Annotated in this window: 20 protein-coding genes; 7 read left to right on the top strand and 13 right to left on the bottom strand. The window is 65.9% G+C overall.

Annotation, left to right across the window (positions count from 1 at the left end; all coding sequences use genetic code 11):
- Window positions 1–99: 99 nt before the first annotated feature.
- Window positions 100–1,347 (bottom strand): glucose-1-phosphate adenylyltransferase, encoded by a 1,248-nt coding sequence (glgC, locus tag Pla108_RS11725; protein WP_146445153.1) that lies wholly within the window; start codon window positions 1,345–1,347, stop codon window positions 100–102.
- Between the two features lie 441 nt (window positions 1,348–1,788).
- Between glgC and Pla108_RS11720 the strand changes: the two genes are divergently transcribed.
- A complete protein-coding gene (locus tag Pla108_RS11720; protein WP_146445152.1) occupies window positions 1,789–2,046 on the top strand; it encodes a hypothetical protein in 258 nt (85 codons plus the stop codon).
- Between the two features lie 11 nt (window positions 2,047–2,057).
- Here the strand turns inward: Pla108_RS11720 and Pla108_RS11715 are convergent, their stop codons facing one another.
- The gene (locus tag Pla108_RS11715; protein ID WP_197526505.1) at window positions 2,058–3,167 is read right to left on the bottom strand and encodes a glycosyltransferase; all 1,110 of its coding nucleotides are present in this window, start codon (window positions 3,165–3,167) and stop codon (window positions 2,058–2,060) included.
- Between the two features lie 63 nt (window positions 3,168–3,230).
- Between Pla108_RS11715 and Pla108_RS11710 the strand changes: the two genes are divergently transcribed.
- On the top strand, window positions 3,231–4,001 hold the full coding sequence (locus tag Pla108_RS11710; protein ID WP_197526504.1) for a hypothetical protein: 771 nt from the start codon (window positions 3,231–3,233) through the stop codon (window positions 3,999–4,001).
- Window positions 4,002–4,006: 5 nt separating this feature from the next.
- Here the strand turns inward: Pla108_RS11710 and Pla108_RS11705 are convergent, their stop codons facing one another.
- Window positions 4,007–4,471 carry a superoxide dismutase [Ni] gene (locus tag Pla108_RS11705; RefSeq protein WP_146445149.1) on the bottom strand — a complete coding sequence of 155 codons (465 nt, stop codon included), beginning with the start codon at window positions 4,469–4,471 and terminating at the stop codon, window positions 4,007–4,009.
- A gap of 147 nt (window positions 4,472–4,618) precedes the next feature.
- Here Pla108_RS11705 and Pla108_RS11700 point away from each other — a divergent pair, with 147 nt between their 5' ends.
- Window positions 4,619–5,143, top strand: coding sequence for a hypothetical protein (locus tag Pla108_RS11700; RefSeq protein WP_146445148.1), 525 nt, complete (start codon window positions 4,619–4,621; stop codon window positions 5,141–5,143).
- Window positions 5,144–5,254: 111 nt separating this feature from the next.
- The gene (locus tag Pla108_RS11695) at window positions 5,255–5,653 is read left to right on the top strand and encodes a hypothetical protein (protein WP_146445147.1); all 399 of its coding nucleotides are present in this window, start codon (window positions 5,255–5,257) and stop codon (window positions 5,651–5,653) included.
- Here the strand turns inward: Pla108_RS11695 and Pla108_RS11690 are convergent.
- The 6 genes from Pla108_RS11690 to Pla108_RS11665 form a co-directional block, all read right to left on the bottom strand.
- Entirely contained in the window at window positions 5,635–5,985 is a 351-nt protein-coding gene (locus Pla108_RS11690; RefSeq protein ID WP_146445146.1) for a hypothetical protein, read from the bottom strand. The two genes, Pla108_RS11695 and Pla108_RS11690, sit on opposite strands and share 19 nt — an antisense overlap.
- Before the next feature lie 12 nt (window positions 5,986–5,997).
- On the bottom strand, window positions 5,998–6,318 hold the full coding sequence (locus tag Pla108_RS11685) for a hypothetical protein (RefSeq protein WP_146445145.1): 321 nt from the start codon (window positions 6,316–6,318) through the stop codon (window positions 5,998–6,000).
- Window positions 6,319–6,363: 45 nt separating this feature from the next.
- Window positions 6,364–7,176: a dihydrodipicolinate reductase C-terminal domain-containing protein gene (locus Pla108_RS11680; RefSeq protein WP_146445144.1), complete on the bottom strand. Its 813-nt coding sequence runs from the start codon at window positions 7,174–7,176 to the stop codon at window positions 6,364–6,366.
- 176 nt (window positions 7,177–7,352) lie between these two features.
- Entirely contained in the window at window positions 7,353–8,153 is an 801-nt protein-coding gene (locus Pla108_RS11675) for a 2,3,4,5-tetrahydropyridine-2,6-dicarboxylate N-succinyltransferase (RefSeq protein WP_146445143.1), read from the bottom strand.
- A gap of 212 nt (window positions 8,154–8,365) precedes the next feature.
- Window positions 8,366–9,349 (bottom strand): 4-hydroxy-tetrahydrodipicolinate synthase, encoded by a 984-nt coding sequence (dapA, locus tag Pla108_RS11670; RefSeq protein WP_146445142.1) that lies wholly within the window; start codon window positions 9,347–9,349, stop codon window positions 8,366–8,368.
- Window positions 9,350–9,420: 71 nt separating this feature from the next.
- Window positions 9,421–10,872 carry a sulfatase family protein gene (locus tag Pla108_RS11665; RefSeq protein WP_146445141.1) on the bottom strand — a complete coding sequence of 484 codons (1,452 nt, stop codon included), beginning with the start codon at window positions 10,870–10,872 and terminating at the stop codon, window positions 9,421–9,423.
- A gap of 218 nt (window positions 10,873–11,090) precedes the next feature.
- On the opposite strand from Pla108_RS11665, the gene Pla108_RS11660 reads away from it, so the two are divergent.
- Window positions 11,091–11,930, top strand: a complete 840-nt coding sequence (locus Pla108_RS11660; protein ID WP_146445140.1) for a peptidase — start codon at window positions 11,091–11,093, stop codon at window positions 11,928–11,930.
- 120 nt (window positions 11,931–12,050) lie between these two features.
- On the opposite strand, the gene Pla108_RS11655 is transcribed toward Pla108_RS11660, so the two are convergent.
- The 3 genes from Pla108_RS11655 to Pla108_RS11645 all read right to left on the bottom strand — a co-directional run bounded on the left by Pla108_RS11655 (window position 12,051) and on the right by Pla108_RS11645 (window position 17,741).
- Window positions 12,051–13,676 carry a hypothetical protein gene (locus tag Pla108_RS11655; RefSeq protein ID WP_146445139.1) on the bottom strand — a complete coding sequence of 542 codons (1,626 nt, stop codon included), beginning with the start codon at window positions 13,674–13,676 and terminating at the stop codon, window positions 12,051–12,053.
- A gap of 129 nt (window positions 13,677–13,805) precedes the next feature.
- Window positions 13,806–16,565, bottom strand: a complete 2,760-nt coding sequence (gene gyrA / locus Pla108_RS11650) for a DNA gyrase subunit A (protein ID WP_390615652.1) — start codon at window positions 16,563–16,565, stop codon at window positions 13,806–13,808.
- 144 nt (window positions 16,566–16,709) lie between these two features.
- On the bottom strand, window positions 16,710–17,741 hold the full coding sequence (locus Pla108_RS11645) for an NAD(P)/FAD-dependent oxidoreductase (protein WP_146445138.1): 1,032 nt from the start codon (window positions 17,739–17,741) through the stop codon (window positions 16,710–16,712).
- 74 nt (window positions 17,742–17,815) lie between these two features.
- On the opposite strand from Pla108_RS11645, the gene Pla108_RS11640 reads away from it, so the two are divergent.
- Both Pla108_RS11640 and Pla108_RS11635 read left to right on the top strand, forming a co-directional pair.
- The gene (locus Pla108_RS11640) at window positions 17,816–18,403 is read left to right on the top strand and encodes a Uma2 family endonuclease (protein WP_146445137.1); all 588 of its coding nucleotides are present in this window, start codon (window positions 17,816–17,818) and stop codon (window positions 18,401–18,403) included.
- A 5-nt stretch (window positions 18,404–18,408) separates the two neighbouring features.
- Window positions 18,409–18,888 carry a hypothetical protein gene (locus Pla108_RS11635; protein WP_146445136.1) on the top strand — a complete coding sequence of 160 codons (480 nt, stop codon included), beginning with the start codon at window positions 18,409–18,411 and terminating at the stop codon, window positions 18,886–18,888.
- Between the two features lie 12 nt (window positions 18,889–18,900).
- On the opposite strand, the gene Pla108_RS11630 is transcribed toward Pla108_RS11635, so the two are convergent.
- Complete coding sequence (locus tag Pla108_RS11630; RefSeq protein ID WP_146445135.1) at window positions 18,901–20,022, bottom strand: protein-arginine deiminase family protein; 1,122 nt, start codon at window positions 20,020–20,022, stop codon at window positions 18,901–18,903.
- Window positions 20,023–20,056: the final 34 nt, after the last annotated feature.

Genomic DNA, 20,056 nt, shown 5'->3' with positions numbered 1-20,056 from the left:
AGCCTTCTTTTTTACGCGCCGTGGAAAAGCCGGCAAGCGGTCGGTCTGACGACGACGGTGGAAAACGTGTTAATCACCAACCGCTAGCACGAGGCGGCGTTAGTTGATCGGCAGCACGCCGTCGGCCTTGGCGATCACCACCACCCCGCCGGGCGAGACGGTGAAACCCCGCGCGCGGTCCGCGTCGTGGTCGTAGCCGATCTCGGTCCCTTCGGGGACGTGGACCCCCTTGTCGATGATCGCTTTGCGGATCCGGCAACGGCGGCCGATGTTGACCCCGGCGAATAGGATCGATTCCTCGACCAGGGCGTAGCTGTTGATCCGCGCCCGCGGGCCGATCACACACTTCCGCGCCACGCCCCCCGACAGGATGGCGCCTTGGCAGACGATGCTGTCGAGGGCTTCGCCCCGACGCACCGTGTCGTCATCCCCCGCCTCCCAGGCGGCGAACACCGTCTTCGCGGGGGGCAGGTTCGGCTGGTGCGTGCGGATCGGCCAGCGATCGTCGTACAGATTCAGCTGCGGCTCGACGTTCGTGAGCTCGAGGTTGGCGTCGTAATACGAATCGATCGTGCCGACATCGCGCCAGTACGCCTGGGTCCCTTTGTTCTCGTCGCGGAACGGGAACGCAAACACCCGCCGCGAATCGATGATCGATGGGATGATGTTCTTGCCGAAATCGTGGGCCGACTCGGGCAGCGTCGCGTCGCGACACAACTCGTCGAAGAGGAACGGGGCGTTGAAGACATAAATCCCCATCGACGCCAAGCAGTCGTCGGGCTCCCCCGGAACCGTTTTGGGGTCTTTCGGCTTCTCCTCGAACCCGATGACACGTTGCTCGCTGTCGACCTGCATGACGCCGAAGGCGGTCGCCTCTTCCTTGCTCACCGTCAGGGCGGCGATGGTGAGGTCGGCCTTCTGCTGCTCGTGATACTGCACGAGCTTGGCGTAATCCATCTTGTAAATATGGTCGCCGGCGAGGATGACGACGTGGCTCGGCCGCTCCTTCTCGAGCGTGTAAATGTTCTGGTACACCGCGTCGGCGGTCCCTTGGTACCACTGCTCGTCGATCCGCTGCTGGGGCGGCACGACATCGACAAACTCGCCCAGTTCGCGGCAGAAGAAATCGCGCCAGCCCAGGTTGATATGCCGGTCGAGGCTCATCGCCTTGTACTGCGTCAGCACCAGGATGCGGCGCATCCCACTGTTGAGGCAGTTCGAGAGCGTGAAGTCGATGATCCGGTAGATCCCGCCGAACGGGACCGCCGGCTTGGCCCGGTCACGGGTGAGGGGCTCGAGCCGAGCGCCTTTGCCGCCAGCCAGCACGACCGCAAGAACATCCTTCATAACTTCGCCCCGCTCCCTGGGAACCGCGATTTGATGAGAGTTGCACAACATCGGGAGATCGATCCCGCCTGCTGGCGGGCGTCAGTCACCCGCGTGTCCACAGTCTATCGCGGTTACAGCGGTGGGACAGTCCGGCGTCGGTTGCGCTCTCCCGAACCGCCCGTGACAGACGCCCGTGACAGACGCCCGTGACAGACGCATGTCGCTAAGTCTCGACATCGGACGGCCCGTCCGGTCAGACGCTCTCTTTTCATAGGACTTTCGCGGTCTTCTCCGTAATATCTACACACGATCCACACACGAGTGGGGCATCTTCTCAGCCATGTGCTAGCGACTCGATCGGCCCGTCACTTGCAGCGACGGGCACTCGACGTCCCATGCCGGGGGCCCCTAGTGGGGGGTTCGCCGGCGCCGAGGAACCGGAACATACGGAGGCCTGCTGTGCGAGCGAGCGTCAAGTATTTCGAGAACCACGAGCCGATCACCGACGACGTGCGGCGGATCGACTATCTCCCCAGTCCCGACGAGATTGCGGACGCCTGTGCGTCGATTCGCAACCAGTGGACGCTCAGCGAGAAACGCCGCCGCTATGTCGGCGAGCTGATGCCCGACGAGCCCGATTCGGCTTGGCGGCCCCCGGTGATCGACACGTCGCATTTCCGCTTGGTCTCCGCCCGCGGCGTCGACGCCGGGATTTGACCCGGCAGCCGCTACACGACGCGCGCCAACGCCGCGGAGCGCGCCGCCATGACGGCGTCGATGCGGTGGGCGTTGCGGACGCGGTCCGCGCCAGCGGCGCCGACAGCGGCCGCGCGGTCGGGCTCTTCAAAGAGTCGCTTGGTGGTGCGGGCCCACGCGGCGCGGTCGTCCCAGGGGAGCCGACAACACGGCCCCGCGGACGCGGCGGCGGACGAGGTGTCGTTTGGTAGCAGCCAGTCTGGTAGCAGCAGGTCGCGGCCCGGGCCTTCGGCCATCACCAGCGGCTTGCCCGCCGCCATCGCCTCGATGGCTGGCGTCGGCGCGGCGCCGGCGCCGCGGCCCACCCAGACGATGTCGGCCGCCGCATAGAGCGTCGCTAGCCCGCTCGTGGCGCCGATCCAGAGGACGGTCCCCCGCTCGGTCGCCTTGGCGGCGAAGCGCTCACACGCCAGCCGTCCCGGGCCGTCGCCGGCGACCAGCAGCCGCAAACCGGGGCGGACGACCCGAATCAGGTCGCTCGCCCAGGCAATCTCTTTCACCGCGGCCGCGTCGTCGATCCGAGTGACGCAGAGCAGCACCGGCGCGTCGTCGGACACGTCCCAGCCGGCAGACCGGATCCGCCCGCGGGCGGCCGAACGGTTGGCCCGATCCGTCGGCGCGATGGCGGGGTCGAACGCATTCGGGACCACGACGACCGGCGCCGTCGTCTGCTCACCGGCCGAGGCCGCGGCGAGGGCGTCGGTGGCGAGGACCGCCTCGACGCCCTGGAGCGACCCAAGCGGCCCCCCGCGGTGCGTATGGACCCAGGCGAACCGGTGGAGCCGCTTCGCAGCGCGACAGAACGCCGCCGACGCGTTGTCCCAACTCTGCACCACATCGGGCCGCCGACGCCGCAGCTCGCCGACCAGAGCGGCCAGCGCGAACGGGTCGACACGGAATCGGCGGGGGGTCCAGACCACGGGCGCCCCGGCCTGGGCGAGCGTGTCACGCAGTGGCCCAGGACGCCGCAGCGTCGCGACCGACGCGTCCTCTTGCTCGCCACGCGCGGCGATCTGCAGCCGCAACTGGGTTGCGGCGCCGCCGGGTTCGAGGTCGCTGATCAGATGCAGCAGGCGGGGCACGGTCTTTCCAAGGGGATCTAACAGGGGGTGGCGTGAGGCTACCCGACCGTCTCCGATACGGCGATGCCCAACGACTCCATGCTTAATAACCGGGGCTGGCGCCGTGAGACGGATCGATTGTGGCGCGAGCCTCCCGGGCCCGTCGCCGGGGTGGTGGTGCTGCTGCACGACGCCGACGGGCTAACGCCGCTCGACGACCCCGCCTGGGCCGCCGCCCTCGGCGCCCACGAGTTAGCAGCGGTGGCGCCGCTGGCGGGCGACCCGTGGTGGACCGATCGCCCTGCTACTGGCGATGACGCCCCCTCGGCCGAGTCGCTCCTCCTTGATGGCATCATCCCGTGGGCACGGGACCGCTGGGGCGACACGACTCCGCTGGCCCTGGCGGGCGTCGGCGCCGGCGCGCACGGGGCGCTGCGGATCGCCTACAAGCGGGCCCGCCAGTTCCCAGTGGTCGCGGCTTGGCGTCCGGCGGTGGACTGTCACCTGCTTATCGACCGGCGGATGCCTCCCCCGGCAGGCGTGTCGCCCGAGGCGGTCCGCTCGCTGGCCGCCCGCTACCGCGACGCCGAGGCGTGCCGCCAAGACTCCGCCTTACTGCACCTCCACCCGCTCGGCTGGCCCCGGCGGCAGTGGCTCGGGTGCCCCGCCGACGACCCTTGGTGGGAGGGCGCCGACCGGTTGCGGATGAAGCTCGCGGCGAGCGGCGTCCCTTTCGAAGGCGAGCTCGACATCTCTCCTTCCTCCGCAGCCAACGCCAACGACCCGGCCGTTGCCGACCGGGTCGTGGGGTGGATCGCCGCGGCGCTCCAGGCGGAACGCCGTCGCGTCGAGTAAGACAATCAGTGCGTGTGAGCGGCCTCGTAGGCCTTGCCTTCGTACGCCTCGTAGAAGTCCTTGATCGACTTCTCGAGCGCCTTGGCGGTCGCCGGGTCGGCGGCCTGCTTGGCCTTCATCGCGTCGACCATCACCTTGTGGGCCGCCATCAGCTTCTTGCCGTAGGTCGAGTCGTCGGACTTGATGCGTTGGGCCATGAAGTAGTCGCCAATGATCCGCTGGACATTCGTGGCGTGGTCTTCCTTGGTCACCACCCAGCGAGCGAGTTGGTTGTGACCCGTCGCATCGTGCGTGCCCGACAGCTCGCCGATCTGGTCGATCGCCTTGGTGATCGTCTCGGTGTCTTCGAGCATCTCATCGAAACGACGCTGATCGCCATAGATGCCGCATGGCACCTGGCAATGGGCGGCGGCCTGCGAAGCGAAGCCGGCAAGGGCGATCACGGCGAAAAGCGGGGCGCGGAAAGTCATCGGGGTGGTTCCTAGTTGGGAGTTGGTGGCGATTTCTATTACGTTGGGGACGTTTCGCCCCGTCAGTCAATCTAGGGGGCCGGGCTGGCGGGGGCAAACACCGCCGACCCACTCCCCGGCCCCCTCTTCGCTTACCAAAACCCCGCTATGACGCCTGTCTCGCTCGCCGACATCTGGCTGCCGATCCTTGTCGCGGGGCTCGCCACCCACGTTCTCAGCACGCTAGCGTGGACGGTTCTGCCGCACCACCGGTCGGAGTGGGGCCACCTCGGCTTCGGGCCGATCGACGACGCCGCCAAGTCGCTCGGCGCCCAGCCCGACGGGCAGTACGTCCTCACCGCGGACCCGAACTGCAAAGACCCGTCGAAGGCCCGCGGCATGCTCATCTACTGGCCCCACGAGCCGAGCATGGGCGCCAACATCGGCATGACGCTCGCCTTCTTCATGGCGGCCGCCTTCACGATCGGCTACCTGGCGACGATTGGCCTGCACAAAGAGACGCCGCTCGTCGATGTCTTCCGATTCACGGCGACCGCCGGGGTGCTGACGCACGTCGCCGCGGGCGTCCCGCACCTCATCTGGTTCCGCCGTAAGTGGTTGCTCGATTCGCTGGACGGCTTGGCGTACGCACTGGCGACCGGCGCAGCGTTCGCTTGGCTCTGGCCGAATTAAGAGGGATCGAGAACTGTAGGAGGCGTCTCCGACGCCGATTACGCGCTACTAGCCGATAAGGAATGGAAGCCGTAATCGGGGTCAGAGACCCCTCCCACAATGAGCATCCCTATGCAGCAACTCATTCGCCTCGCCCGGATCGTGTGGGCGTCACCCTACTCCGCGATCGGCGTGCTCGTCGGTGCGATCGGCCTCGCCACCGGCGGCGGCGTCCAGCGGCGCGAAGGCGTTCTGGAGTTCTACGGTGGGTTCACGCGCTGGGCGGTCCGTCGCACGCCACTCGGTGATCAGTGCGCCGCGATCACGCTCGGACATACGGTTCTCGGGCAAACCAAGGCCTACGTCGACATGGCGCACGACCACGAGATGGTCCACGTCCGCCAGTTCGAGCGCTGGGGCCCGCTGATGGGCCCCGCCTACCTCGGCGCCTCGGCCGTGGTGTGGCTCGCCGGCGGGCGGGCCTATCTTGACAACCCGTTTGAGAAAGAGGCTTACGATGCCTTGGGCTGATGAATCAATTTTTCAGAAACCGACTGGCCGGCCATCGTGTTCTTTTCACCAAGCACTGAGAAGTCGGTAGTGAGTCTCTTTGCTGGCCGTTTTCGGACTTCATGGACAACGCCGTTGGCGTCCAAATAGAGCGCGACGAAGATCAGCCCCACAAGGATTGTCAGTAGACCATTCACATTGGCGCCGGCTAGGCACCAAACAAGTCCTCCAATCATCGTCAGGATCGCGACGGATAAGTACCGAGTGCGTTGAGTCGTAAACTTTTGCAGAACCCGGTCTTGAGCTCGCTTTGAAATCTGCTCTTCCGTCAATCGCGTCGTTGTATTCGCCACCGGGATGTCCCTTTACATAAAAAAGCGTTCGGAGGCTTTTTTCTTCGCAACCGTAACCGCTGTGCCCAGCAATTCGTGTGATTCGAACGGCGAAAAACCGACCTCTCCTAGCATCTCTTCGCAATCCGCTTGCCATTCGTGATCTGTCAACTCTTTTGGATGGCGTGTTTCCGCCTCAGCAAGATCGGTGAGCCAACCTGCAACCTTCGATTTGTACGCACGCCATCGCCGGCGTTCTGCTATTCGCTTCGCAACCGCAAGGAATACCGTAACTAGCCCGAATCCGCCGAGTATTCGGGCCAGATCGACTAGTGGTGTAAGGTTTTCCGTCACGATGGCAAATACCGATTTGGTGGGGTGCTGGCGCCACCAGACACTCTAGTCCCCCCGCAGCACGTCTTCCATCGTGAAGACCTCGCCGCGCGAACCGCCGGCGATCTTGTCGCGCAGGAACCGCACCGCAGCCAAGGTCCCTTCGGCGTAGACGCGGCGGCCGAGCACGTTGTGCTCAAGCACGAGCTGCACCGTGCCGGCGGCGGCCGTTAGTTCGTAACGGTGGAAGGCGTGGCCGTTGAGGTGCTCGGCCGGGACGCCGACCTCGCTCTTTTGCCTCTCGGGATCGCGGATTTTCTGGATGGCGTCGACGCCGTAGGGGACGCCTAGTCCGTTTACCGACGCGACCAACGCCTTGGCCGTGCCGCTCGTGTCGCGCTTGGTCGCTTGGTGGCTCTCGGTCACCGATAGGTCGGCTCCCGCCAAGGCGCCGGGGAACTCTTCCGCCAGCCAGCGCGCGGCGGCCTGCAGCAGCACGATCGGCGCCGCCATATTGGGGGCGATCACCGCGGATACGCCCGACGCGGCGACCAGGCGTTTGGCTTCGTCGAGATCAAAACTCGTGGTGCCCATCACGAATGGGACGTCGCTGGCCGTGTACCAGCGGACGTTGTCGAGAGCCGCGTCGGGCGTTGTGTAGTCGATCGCGATCGCCTCGGCCGGGACGGCGAGGCTCGTTAGTGAGTCTTCCGCAATCAACGCAACGACTCGCCCGCCAAGGGTGAGCGTCTCGCCGTCGTGGACGGGGCTCGTGAGCCCGGTCTCGAGCAACTCGAGATCGTCCGCGGCGGCGACCAGCTCGGCCGTCTCGGCGGCCATCTTGCCGGGCAGGCCGGCGATGAAGACGGGAGTCGGCATCGGGTTTGCTACTCTCTTATTAACCACAGAGGCGCTGAGAAAACTAGACAGGATTCACAGGATCGACAGGATAAGGTTTTGATGCCTTATCTCTAACGCCATCCGGTAAATCCTGTTGATCCTGTCCAACTTCTCTGTGCATTCCTCCGTGCCCTCGGTGGCTCTGTGGCGAACCGTTAGATGCCTTCGCGGAGGATCGAAGTCAGCGCGGTGCGGGCGTCGGTCCGCTCGTCGCGGTACTTCTTGATGATCAGGGCGTACGTCTGGTGCGACCCATCGCGCGAAGCCAGCGCGCCGGGGACACAGACGCTGCGCGCGGGGATGCGGCCGGGCGGCAGCTCGCGGCCCTCGGGGACGCTGTAGATCTTCGTCGAGCCGGCGACGTAGCACCCCATCGCCAGCACGGCGCCCTCCTCGATGACCACGCCCTCGGCCGCCTCGCCACGGGCGCCAAAGAAGACATCGTCCTCAATGATGACGGGGCTCGCCTGCAGCGGCTCCAAGACGCCGCCGATGCCGACGCCGCCGGAAATATGACAGTTCTTGCCAACCTGCGCGCAGCTGCCGACGGTGCTCCAGGTGTCGATCATCGTCCCCGAGCCGACCCGCGCCCCGATGTTGATGTAGCACGGCATCAGCACGGCGCCCTCTTCGATAAACGAGCCGAACCGCGCGATCGCCGTCGGCACGCTGCGGACCTTCGCGTCACGCCACCCGGTCTTGAGGGCGACCTTGTCGAACCACTCGATCGGTCCGGCCGTCATCTCACGGTTGTCCGAGTAGCGGAAGTGCAGCAGCACCGCCTTCTTGACCCACTCGTTCACCTTCCACTCGTCGCCCTGCTTCTCGGCGACACGGATAGCGCCGGAGTCGAGCAGGTCGAGCGCCTGCTTGACGACGACGGGCCCGACATCGGCCGCCTCTTCGCCTGCCCAGATCTTGTCGATACGCTGGGCAAGCGATGCGCAGTCGGTCATGGGGAAACTCTCGTAGTGGGAACTATTGGGAGGGAGATATTGGGGATGAACGGAGATGGGGGGATGGCGGTTCGGAGGGGCGACAACGACTCGATACCACGCCGACTTATTTAGAAAGAAAGGACGTGTGGCAACCGCTACGCGTTGCCCCGCCAATAGGCCATCACCTTATCCCTCCCTCTATCTCCCCATCTCCCTTACTTCACGTCGCCTCAAACGGCGGCTGCTTCGACGTGCGGGAACTCGACGATCGCTTCGGCCGCCTCGATCTTGGCGATCGCCCGGTCGCGGTTGGCCGGGTCGAGCTGGCCGACGGTCATCATCGGCATCCGTAGGCCGGTCTTTAGCATGTGGTGCAGCGGGATCGGGTTCTTGACGCAGAACACCGCGTCGATGCACGGCTGCAGCGCCTTCTGTAGCTCGATCGCCGCGTCCCAGTCGCCGGCGGCCGCCAACTCGGTGATGCGTTGGAACTCGCGCGGCCAGCGGTTCGCCGACGCGCTGATGACCCCCACACCGCCACGCTGCATGACGTCGACCACCAGGTGGTCTTCGCCCGAGAGGAGCGAGAACTCGGCCGGGTCGGTCGCGGCGCGGATCACCTCGAGCGACTTGAGGTCCCCCGTGGCGTCTTTCACCGCGGCGATCGCCGGGTGCTCGGCGAGGCGGATCATCGTCTCGGCCTCGATCCGGCTGCCGGTGCGGCCCGGGATATTGTAGAGGATGATCGAGGTGTCGAGCCGCTCGGCCAGGTCGCCGACCGCCTCGAAGTGCGCCCGCAGGCCCTCTTGGGGCGGGTTGTTGTAGTAGCCGGTGACGTGCAGGAGTGCGTCGGGGCGGATCGCCTTCGTGATCCGCTCGGTGAGGTGCAACGCCTCGTCGGTCGAGTTCGACCCCGCGCTGGCGAGGCACGTCACGGGACGCCCCAGGTCGGCGGCCCGGCCGCGGGCGTACTCGATGCCGCGGGTGCAAAGATCGACCTGCTCGTCATGGCTCAGCATGGCCGACTGGCCCGTGGTGCCGGCGAACAGCACGCCGCTGACGCCCGCCTCGAGGACGGTGTCGATCAGCTGGTAGACACGCTCGAAGTCGATCCCCATCAGGGAGCCGACCGGCTTCATGGGCGTGACGAGGGCGACGTGGGCGCCGCGGAGTTGGTCGGGGGTAATCATAGCGGAGGGAGGGACGGTGTTCATCGTTCGGCCTGCGCACAGCGGCGAACGCCGTGCGCGAAGCCGAGCAGTCTAACACGGCGGCGAGCGGCGGCCTACCGGGTCGGCGCCTTGCCCGCCGGCCGCACGCCGGTCCCTTTTCGGCCGGTCAATCGGTCCCCCAGGTCGCCTCGCGCCTGCTCGGCGTACGCTAGCAGCCGGGACACCACGCCGGGGTGCTCCGTGGCGACATCGGTCGTCTCGCCGATGTCCGCGTCGAGGTCGAACAACTCGACTCCCACCTCGGCCTGCCGGTAGGCGACCGGCTTGCCGCCCGCCCCGCCCGGGCGCCCCGCCAGGGTCCGGTAGCGGTGCGGCAGCGTCAGCTTCCAGCGCCCGTCGCGGACCGCCCGCAGCTCGCCGAAGTAGTAGCAATAGAACACCTCGTGGGGCGTGGGGGCGTCGCCGGTCATCAGGGGCAGGATGTCCCTGCCATCGATGGCCCGCTCGGGCGGCGCGGCGCCGATCAGCCTCGCGATCGTCGGCAGTAGGTCCATCGTCAAGCAGAGCTCGTCGCACACCGTCCCGGCGGGGATCCGCCCGGGCCAGCGCATAACGCACGGCTCGCGGTAGCCACCTTCCCACATCGTCCCCTTCCCTTCCCGCAGCGGCGCGGCCGACCCGGCGTGGTCGCCGAAGTTGAGCCACGGGCCGTTGTCCGACGTGAAGATCACCAGCGTGTCGTCCGCCACGCCGCCACGCTCCAAGGCGGCCAGGATCTGACCGACCGACCAGTCGATCTCCATGACGACGTCGCCGAACAGCCCCGCGCCGCTCTTGCCGGCGAACTTGTCCGACACGTACAGCGGCACATGGACCATCGAGTGGGGCACGTACAGGAAGAACGGCTGCTTGCCCGCGTGGCGGTCGATAAAATCGACGGCGTGCTCGGTGTACTGCGTAGTGAGCTGCTTCTGGTCCCGGGGAGTGACGTTCTTGTTAACGATATGCTCGCCTTCGTAGAGTGGCAGCGGCGGGTAGGGCTCGGCGCCCCCACGCTTCACGCCGTTCTCGAGGGTGTCTTCGCCGTCCGGGTAAGGCCACATGTCATTCGAGTAAGGGAGACCGTAGTACTCGTCGAAACCTTGCCGCGTTGGCAGGAACTTCGGCTGGTCGCCCAGGTGCCACTTACCGAAACATGCGGTCGCGTAGCCCCGCGATTTGCAGAGCTCGGCGATCGTCACCTCGTCGGGATCGAGGCCAACGGGCGAGTTGGGCCCCAGCGCGCCCAAGACGCTCACCCGCTCGGGATAGCAACCCGTCAACAGAGCTGCGCGCGACGCGCTGCACACGGCGGTCGCCGCGTGGAAGTCGGTGAAAATCCGCCCCGCCGAAGCCATCTGGTCGAGGTTCGGCGTGGCGTACGCTTCGCAGCCGAAGGGACCGATATCGGCGTATCCCATGTCGTCGATGAAGATCACAACAACGTTCGGCGGCTCGCCCGGGCAGACCGTGGCGACGGTCAACAGAACGCCAAACAACAAGGCCAGAAAGATACGGGTCGGCATGGGCCATCCACTTCGCTTGCGGGGCGTCCGTCCAACGCGATCGCCGGCGACGGACTTAGAAAAGGCGGAATTGCGGCGCGATTCTGCTTGAGTCACCACTCGCCTCCTACCATGATCGAAATCGAAGCCGAACGACACACCCGGACGCTGACCGAGACTTCCGTTCGTTGCGGCTCTCAGCCTCTCGTCTAACTGCGACACTGAAGAAAAATCGTCCGATGATCCGCCCGACGCTTCTTGTTGTCTTCGCCGCCGTCTGTTTCACGACGGCGCCCGCCCGTGCGACGTTGACGATCGACGTCAGCTACACGGGCGATCCGCTGTTTGAGCCCTACTTCGCGGCGGCCGCGACGACGTGGCAGAACCTGCTCGTCGGCTACCAAGATGGCGCCATCCAGGCGGTCTCGAGCGGCAGCAGCTACATCGGCGGCTTCGTCGGCGACCCGCTGACCACCGTCTATATCACCGCCCAAGTCTCGCCGATTGACGGGCCTGGGATGATCCTCGGGTCAGCCGGCCCCACCGAGGTGGCGCTCGACGCCGCCAACTACATCCTGGCGACCGACGGGGAGATGACGTTCGACTCGGCCGACGCGGCGAACCTCGTGTCCGCCGGCTCATTCGGCAACGTCGTGCTGCACGAGATGGCCCACGTGCTGGGCTTCGGCACGCTCTGGACCAACAACAACGTCGCCTCGGTCGGCACGGGCGAGTTCACCGGCCCCAACGCGACCGCCTACTGGCAGAGCGAGTTCGGCCAGACGGGCACGCCCGACGTCGAACTCGACGGCGGCCCCGGGACGGCCAACGGCCATTGGAACGAAAACCTCGGCGGCGCGGGCCTGGTCGGCATCACGAGCGTTGACGGCGACCTCCGCAACGAGCTCATGACCGGTTGGCTCAACAGCCCGACCTTTATCAGCGACATGACGATCGCCTCGTTCATCGACATCGGCTTCACGACAATCGTGGCGCCCGTGCCCGAGGCGTCGGGTTTTCTGGCGATGGGGATGGTGTTCGCAAGCGTTGCCGCGAAGCGCCGGCGCCCGGCGGCTTAAAGCCAGAGCCTGACGCAACTCCCCGGGCTCGCGCCCGAGGCTCCGATCGACTAGACAGGCAGCCATTCCGTTGGGCCTGAGCCCCGGGCGCGAGCCCGGGGAGTGAACCGCCGAACGATCTCAACGCACCACACCCGGCAGCTCCAACCGCGGCACCGGCAGCCGGACGACCACGTCGTCAGGTCCGTCCGGCTTGGGACGCTCGCCGGTCCAATCGATCGGGGCGTAGTCGCCCGCGACGAACTCGCCCGATCGGTCGCTGCCACCGTCATCGACGCCGTTGTGCCCAAGACTCCAGATCGCAAAGCCCTCGTCGCGGCGTTCGTAGCGGAAGGGCTCGTTAGTGAATGGATCGAGCGGGATCTCGGCGAGGGGCTCTGGCGTCAAGGCATCGAGGGTCTCAGGGTACTCGCCGTGCTGGAGTTGGTGGAGCTTGAGCGCGGCGATGAGGAGCGTGAGGCGCTGCTGGGCGCAGGATCGGTCTTCCGCAGAGAAGGACGCTACAACAGCGGGCGTCAGCAAGGCGACATGTATCCTGGCAACTGATCGATTCACCGCTGCTCTCGAGAAGGCGGTCGTGAGCAACGTCCATGAGGACAAGCCGTCAGCCATCTCGTCCAGCGACCGCTCAAACGCATCGGCCGCGAGGCGTCTTGATCGGCGGTCTGGCATGTTGGCGATCCTCGCCGCACGAACTTGCCACCTGCGGATTTCGCCTAGCAAGAGATTGGGCTCGATGGCCTTTCGATCCTTCGACAAGTCCAACTCCGTCGCGGGTCGAGTTGAGTACATCGAACAGACCACGTTATCAATAAGCGTGAGCGGTTCCCCAAACCCATGAGCATCGGCAATCCAATCGGGATCGCCCAAGCTGTTCAGGCGGTCGATTACCTGCCGTAGAAGCACATCATCATCGCAATGATCGACCAGGAGGTTAAGCTCCTCGAAAGCAATCGCTCGTATTGCTACGCCGACAAGTTGCGGAGTAATTAAGGGTTCCGAGGTAAAACGTTCTCCGAACACAAGAATCGTATTGAGATCCCTCCAGGCTGCGTTGTACTCAGCCATACCGATATGCCATGCGGCACGTGTCGCAAGCCCAAACGCGGGCTCTCGCACCCCCTGTTCGGCTGGGAGCAAAGCTTCGACTAGAGGAGCCGGGGGCACAGTGAGCAGGTTTGGCGGTGGACTGTAGAAGAAGGGTTTGCTAGCCGAGTCGTGAAACAATTCGAGTTGCTTCGCGTTTTCTTGGAACCAAGAGACGAGCGGTGGAATAGCTTCGACGGCGCCATGCCGTTTGCGTGCGAAGTGGAGCAATTGCTCACTTTGAATATTGATCTGCTTAGGGTCGAGGTCGGGCCGAGACTCTGACAACCATGCTACGACGTTAGCCAGTGATTGCCCGCTACGAATTGGCGTCATCGCCAGATCGGGGTCCGGCGCGGCACATCCAATTGCGCTAAAGAGCAGCGCATGAAGTTCCGGGTCGAACTCGCCCGGCCCAATCGCCTGCCAAAACTCGATCGCCCCGTTGTCCTCGGGCTTCACCCCCCGGCCAAGTCGGTCAAGCAGCGCCCCGGCGAAGTCCGGGAGCCCATCCTCGGCGATCGGCTCGGTTATCAGCGTTGTTTCAGCCGAGATGCGGAGCGGCTCGGGCGGGTCGGCCCATGCCCAAACGTTCGCCACGGCGACGATCACAACGACCGCCACCAGCAACCGCTTCAAACCCCACCAGAGCACGCCCAACAGCGACCAGCGCCAACCGGCCGATTGGTGGTTCAACGACTGGTCTTCCGAAGGATGTCTCAACGAACGCCCCTATCGATAACGGTCGCTTACCGCGTTGGTCGACTCCCTGACGGTCGCGGTTCGGTGCTACTCTTGGGGCGTCGTCTCCGGCGCCGCCTCTGCCTCGCCCCCTTCCTCCAGCGGCACCCTCACGATCGCCATCAGCGTGTCGCCGTTATCGAGGCCCATGATCCGCACGCCCTGGGTGTTGCGGCCGATCGTGCTCACCTCGGCGGCGCGGATGCGCTGGAGCTTGCCGCGGGAGGTCATCAGCAGCAGCTCGTCGGCGTCGGTGACGCTCGTCACGCCGATCACCTTGCCGTTGCGGTCGGTCGTCTTGATGTCGCGGAGACCCTTGCCGCCGCGGTTCTGCGTGCGGTAGCGGGCGCTCGAGCTGGTGTCCTCTTCCTCCGTGCTCGCTTCGCCTTCGGTTGGGAGCAGGTCGGGCGCATTGGGGCCGAACGGGGTCCGTTTGCCGTAGCCGTTCTCGGTGGCGGTGAGGAGCGTCGCGTCGGGATTGGCGACGACCATGCCGACGAGTTCGTCCCCCTTGCTGAGGCCGACGCCCTTCACGCCGCTGGAGTTGCGGCCCATCGAGCGGGCGTCCGACTCGTCGAAGCGGATCGCCATGCCGTCGGCGGTGGCGAGCAGGACCTCGTCCCCCTTTTTGACGATCTCAACCGCCATGAGCTCGTCGCCCTCTTTGAGCTTGATGGCGATGATGCCGGTCTTCATCGGGCGGCTGTAGGCGGCTAGGTCGGTCTTCTTCACCAAGCCCTTGCGGGTGGCCATCATCAGGTAATGGTCGGGGAGCGAGTAATCGCGGACCGCGGTGCAGCCGGCGATCTTCTCGTCCTCGGCGAAGTTCAGAAGATTCACCACGGCGCGGCCCTTCGCGTCGCGGGCCAGCTCGGGCAGGTTGTAGACCTTCTGCCAGTAGACCTTGCCTTGGTTCGTAAAGAACATCAGGTAGTCGTGCGTGCTGGTGACGAAGACGTGTTCGATCGGGTCGTCGTCGTCGCTCTTGGCGCCCTTGATCCCCTTGCCGCCGCGGCGCTGCGCCTGATAGGTGCTGGCCGCGGTGCGCTTGATGTAGCCGTTGTGGGTGATCGAGACGACCATCGTCTCTTCTTCGATCAGGTCCTCGAGGTCGACGTTGCCGACCTCCTCGTTGCTGATGATCGTGCGGCGCTCGTCGATCAGACGCGAGGCGAGGATCTGCTCCATGTCTTCGCGGATGATGCCGAAGATCCGCTTCTCGTCGCCGAGGATGTCGAGGTACTCGCCGATCTCGATGAGCAGCTGGGCGTGCTCTTCGGCGAGCTTCTCTTGCTCGAGGTTGACGAGCTGGCCGAGCGTCATCTTGAGGATCGCGTCGGCCTGGACGGGCGTCAGCGTGTACTCCTCGGCGACGCCGCGCTCGGACTGGAACTGGGCGTAGCCGTCGTCTCCGAGGGCCCGTTTCATCAAGGCGCCGGGCGTCTTGATCTGCATGAGGGCGATCTTCGCCTCGGGCTGCGTCTTGCTGGCCCGGATGACGCGGATCACCTCGTCGATGTTGGCGTGCGCGAGCAACAGGCCCTGCACCGTGTGCTTCCGCTTGCGGGCGCGCGACAGCAGGAACTGGGTCCGCCGACGGATGACGACCACCCGATGCCGGACGAACTCTTCGAGCATCTCCTTGAGGTTCAGCACCCGCGGCTTGCCGTCGACGAGGGCCAAGAAGATGACGCTCTGCGAGTCTTGCAGCGGCGAGAACTTGTAGAGCTGGTTGAGCACCACGTCGGGGTCGGCGTCGCGCTTCAGCTCGATGATGACGCGGACCGGCTCGTTGAGGTCCGACTCGTCGCGGACGGCGCTGACGCCGGCGATCCGCCCCTCGTTCACCAGGCCGGCGATCTTCTTGATGACGCCGTCGCGCGACTGCTGGTAGGGGATCTCGTGGATGAGGATCCGCTTCTTCTTTTTGTCGTCCTCGATCGTGGTCTTCGCGCGGAGCACCACCGTGCTGCGGCCGGTGGTGTAGCCCTTGACGATGCCGCTGCGGCCGCAGAGGACGCCGCCGGTCGGGAAGTCGGGCCCCGGGATGTGCTCCATCAATTCGAAGATGCCGATCTCCGGATTGTCGAGCAACGCGATGATGCCGCGGCAGACCTCGCCCAGGTTGTGCGGCGGGATGCTCGTGGCCATGCCGACCGCGATGCCGCCCGAACCGTTAACGATCAGGTTGGGGAACTTCGACGGCAGGACCGTCGGCTCGGTGAGCTTTTCGTCGTAGGTCGGGATGAAGTCGACGGTGTCGAGTTTCATGTCCTCGAGCATCATCGCCGCGACGTTCGAAAGACGGGCTTCCGTGTACCGCATGGCGGCCGGCGGCAAACCGGCGATGCTGCCGAAGTTCCCCTGCGGAGAAATCAGCAGGCACCGCGTCGACCACTCTTGGGCCATCCGGACGAGCGTCGGGTAGATCGCCCCGTCGCCGTGCGGGTGGTAACGCTTCATCGTCTCGCCGACGATACCGGCGCACTTGCTGGTGCTGCCGCCGGGGGTGAGGCCCAGGTCGTTCATGGCGACGAGGATCCGCCGCTGTGACGGCTTCAGCCCGTCGCGCACGTCGGGCAGCGCGCGGCTGACGATGACGCTCATCGCGTAGGTCAGGTACGACTGCTTGAGCTCGTCCTCAATCGGCAGGTCGACCAGCCGCAGGGCGATCGCCTCGTTGACCGGGTCGAAGCCGGGCTTGAGCAGGACGCCCCCTTCGGGGACGTCGTCGTTGGTGGCGGGCCTCCTGGAGGGGGCAGGGCCCTCTTCGATGTCGTCCGGTCCGTTCACTTCGTCGTCGGCCACGCGCAGGTTCCTTCGGTGTCGCAGTGCGGGGCCCGCCGGCCGCGGGGCAAAACTCGTCGCTTCCAGCGTCCCGGCCGGGGGCCTCGTTGGGCCCCGCAATTTACCCTTTCCGCCCCCGATTTCACAGCGACCGAGAAGGGGCCGTCAGGAGAGCGACCCCACGACCAATTCGGCCATCCGGTCGGCGTAGGCCGGCGCCCAGAGCGAGCCCTTGGCCCCGAGGCCGTTGAACCAGCCAACCCGGGGCTGATCGCGGCGGAAACCGTAGGTCGGCTCGCGTTTCGACGTCGCGGGCCGCACCGCGGCCAGGTGTTCGGCCACCGTGAACCCCGTGACGCCACACGCCAGTAGCTTCTCCGAAAGCTCGCGGCGCCCCGCTTCGGTCGGCGTCGAGTCGATCCGCTCGTGGTCCGTAGTTGAACCGACCCGATACCCCCCACCCCCTTCGGGTGCGATCCAAACGCCGGCGTGGAGGACACGGTCGACTTGTAGGGCGGGGGCATTGATCAACAGGACCTCGCCCTTCACCGGGGAGAGCGGCGGCAGCGTCGCGGCGTAGCCTTGGCATTCCACCAGGCAGCGAGCCGTAACGCCAAGGCGATCAAACCGAACGCCGGCGGCGTTCACTGTTACGTCGGAGTCGAGCGTGACATCCGCCCGGAGGTAGCTTCCCTTGCCCGCCAGCCAATCACGGGTCGCGTTGAGATAGCCGATCACGTTCAGCCGCGCAGCGCCCGGCATCACGAAGCCCCCCCACGGCGCCGTCACGACTGGGGGCAGTTCGTCGTGCTCCGCCAACCGGGCGTGCCGCGCGAATCCGGGCTGTTCTAACCGAGACAGGAAGGAGGTTCGCTCGGCGGCGTCGCGAAACAATCGCCATGCCGGCTGCTCGCACAGCAGTGCCGCACCGGTCGACGACTCGACCGTGCGGTAGAACGAGCGGGCCGACTCCCAAGTCGCCACGTAGTCGGGACCCACGGTGAGCCGCTTGCCGGTCACCGGTGTGATCAACCCGGCGGCGACGCGCGAGGCGCTCGGGCGGCCGGCCTCGTCGATCCCGCCGCGGTCGATGACGATGACCGAGACGCCCCGCTCAGCGAGCCGCCACGCCAGCGTCGAGCCGGCCAGCCCCTGGCCGAGGATCAGCACGTCGGCGTGGGTCACGGCTTCGGCCATCCAACCAGCGTACCGCCGGGGCGCCCGACCGTGCTACGATAGAGGGGACTCCCCCGCCCGCCGAGGACGCGTCGATGAGCACGCAGACCGCTCCGAAGACCACCACCGCCGCCGACTATCTCGCCTTCGAACGGAAGAGCGAAGAGAAGCACGAGTTCGTCAACGGCCAAATCCGCCTGATGAGCGGCGCTAGCAGGAATCACAATCGGATAGCGGCAAATATCGGCACGCTTCTAGGTGTCGGGCTCAAGGGGAAACCGTGTGAGCACTTCATCTCCGACATGCGGGTCAAAGTGGCCTCGGGCGGCCGGTATACCTATCCCGACCTATCGGTAGTCTGCGGCGGGCCTGAGTTTGAGGACGATGTCCTCGACACGCTGCTAAATCCAAACGCGATCTTCGAGATCCTCAGCAAGTCAACCGCCGAGTACGATCGGGGCGACAAGTTCGCCAGCTACCGCAACCTCCCGTCGCTCAAAGAGTACCTGCTGGTGTCGCAAGACGCCCCGCAGGTCGAGCACTTCACTCGGCTCGATGACGGCGCCTGGCGGTTCAACCCCACCGAAGGCCTCGACAGCGAGGTCCGGCTCGTGACGGCCGAGGTGGTTCTGACGCTCCGCGACATTTACGACAAAGTCTCGTTCGAAGGCAAGGAAAACTGAGCGGCATGGATTTCAGCGAACGACTCAAACGCGCCACACAGCGTGGCCACAGCCTCCGCGCCGAGAAAGAGTTCGAGGCGGCCGCCGACGCGCTCAGCGAAGAGGAGCAACGCCGGCTCCACTCGCAGCACCGGCTGCTGCTGACCGAGCACATCGAGATACGGCTGCGCGAATTGGCCGACAACCTGCCCGGCTTCAAGCTTGAGTCGCTGGTCGAGGATCGCGGCTGGGGCTCAGGCATCCACCGTGACGACCTGATCGTCGTACGCGGCAAGCGCCAGAACTTCTACAGCCGGCTGCAGCTGCTGGTCGGGCCCTTCAACGAGTTCCACGTCATCGACGTGACCGCCAAGGGCGCCATCCGCAACAAGGAAAGTTTCAGCCGGACGCACCACAAACCGATCGCCGACTTCGACGAAGAGGAATTCCGCCAGCTGATCGACCGCTGGGTGCTCGACTACGCCGAGGACTACGCCGCGGCGTAGCGTCCACGAGGCTCAAAGCTTCAGCGGACGGATGGCGTTGGTCGCGCAGTGTACGTTGCCGGCCCACTTGTGATACTGCCGGTCGTCGACGAAGTGAATCTCGGCGTCGACGTCGGCGAGCCGCTTGCGGATATCGGCTTGGAAAACGTCTTCCCCCTCGACCATTGGGCCGTGGGGGTCCGACATAGCGATCTGGCCCGCGGCGCCGTCGCGACCAGGGAGGACGAGGCAGTTCACCACGTTGGGCGTGCGGGACTCGCCGCTGGCGCGGAACATCACCGGCAGGCCGATTAGCCGGTCGACATCGGCGCCAATTCCCTCAACGAGCGTCCTGGCCGCGGGCTCGATCCGCTCTCGCCAAAGCCGCTCGTTGTGCCGCACGAAATCCTCATCGGCGAGGATCGACGCGACCGTCGTCCCCTCTTCGTAAGGCGACAACAGCGGCGTGGCGCCCTGCCCTTCCTGATCGAGCCGCTCAAGCAACGCCAGCGCCGCCAGCGGGTCGGGGACCGCGACGTAGAAGCCGCCATCCTTCGCGGGCAAGAAGGACGACATCTCGTCGACGTGCCGCACCGTCAGCCAACCGACATCCAGCGCGAGCGGCTCTTGCAGGCCCTGCTCGGCGAGGAACGCCACGACGTCGGGATGCAGCTGCCCGTCGGTCGCCGGATTCACGCCGTACAGCACCCGGCCGTTAGGCCACATGGCGGTCGGCGGCGACGCCTCGAGGTTGCCGAACCAGTCGATCCACGAGTCGCCCGCCTCGCCCGCGGTCGACTCGCCGCTGGCGAACGCCTCGCGGTACGCGCCGACACGGTGCGTCTCGACGCCCGGCAGGCGGTGCTTGGCGAAGTCGTCGATCGCCTGATTGCGGACGCCGAGCAACGCGACCGTTCCGGAACCGTCGGACCGCTCAAGAAACTCGACCGCGTCTTGCATCCAGACATGGTTCTCGGCGTACGGCTCGCCGGCCGGGACGACATGCAGTTCGGCGCCAACTCGCTTGCAGATGGCGGCGAGTTGAGCGACGAACACGTCGTTGCGGCCGGGCAGTTCGCGCACGAAGACCGTCGAGGCGGGGGCGAGGCTCGATCGCACGAGGAGCGGGGCGTTGCTTGACGACGGATTCGGCATCGTGGCTGCAAATGGTTGGTGAGTCGCTTGTGAG

This window comes from Botrimarina colliarenosi, assembly GCF_007859955.1.
Classification (GTDB): domain Bacteria; phylum Planctomycetota; class Planctomycetia; order Pirellulales; family Lacipirellulaceae; genus Botrimarina; species Botrimarina colliarenosi.
Note: the sequence above shows the minus strand (reverse complement) of the source record. Positions and strands in the feature narration are given on the sequence as shown.

Coding starts and splice junctions, on each gene's coding strand:
- Pla108_RS11660 (WP_146445140.1), top strand. CDS start 11,091: ATGATCCGCCCGACGCTTCTTGTTGTCTTCGCCGCCGTCTGTTTCACG.
- Pla108_RS11630 (WP_146445135.1), bottom strand. CDS start 20,022: ATGCCGAATCCGTCGTCAAGCAACGCCCCGCTCCTCGTGCGATCGAGC.
- Pla108_RS11635 (WP_146445136.1), top strand. CDS start 18,409: ATGGATTTCAGCGAACGACTCAAACGCGCCACACAGCGTGGCCACAGC.
- Pla108_RS11680 (WP_146445144.1), bottom strand. CDS start 7,176: ATGCCGACTCCCGTCTTCATCGCCGGCCTGCCCGGCAAGATGGCCGCC.
- Pla108_RS11645 (WP_146445138.1), bottom strand. CDS start 17,741: ATGGCCGAAGCCGTGACCCACGCCGACGTGCTGATCCTCGGCCAGGGG.
- Pla108_RS11695 (WP_146445147.1), top strand. CDS start 5,255: ATGCAGCAACTCATTCGCCTCGCCCGGATCGTGTGGGCGTCACCCTAC.
- Pla108_RS11640 (WP_146445137.1), top strand. CDS start 17,816: ATGAGCACGCAGACCGCTCCGAAGACCACCACCGCCGCCGACTATCTC.
- dapA (WP_146445142.1), bottom strand. CDS start 9,349: ATGAACACCGTCCCTCCCTCCGCTATGATTACCCCCGACCAACTCCGC.
- Pla108_RS11665 (WP_146445141.1), bottom strand. CDS start 10,872: ATGCCGACCCGTATCTTTCTGGCCTTGTTGTTTGGCGTTCTGTTGACC.
- Pla108_RS11710 (WP_197526504.1), top strand. CDS start 3,231: ATGCCCAACGACTCCATGCTTAATAACCGGGGCTGGCGCCGTGAGACG.
- Pla108_RS11675 (WP_146445143.1), bottom strand. CDS start 8,153: ATGACCGACTGCGCATCGCTTGCCCAGCGTATCGACAAGATCTGGGCA.
- glgC (WP_146445153.1), bottom strand. CDS start 1,347: ATGAAGGATGTTCTTGCGGTCGTGCTGGCTGGCGGCAAAGGCGCTCGG.
- Pla108_RS11700 (WP_146445148.1), top strand. CDS start 4,619: ATGACGCCTGTCTCGCTCGCCGACATCTGGCTGCCGATCCTTGTCGCG.
- Pla108_RS11705 (WP_146445149.1), bottom strand. CDS start 4,471: ATGACTTTCCGCGCCCCGCTTTTCGCCGTGATCGCCCTTGCCGGCTTC.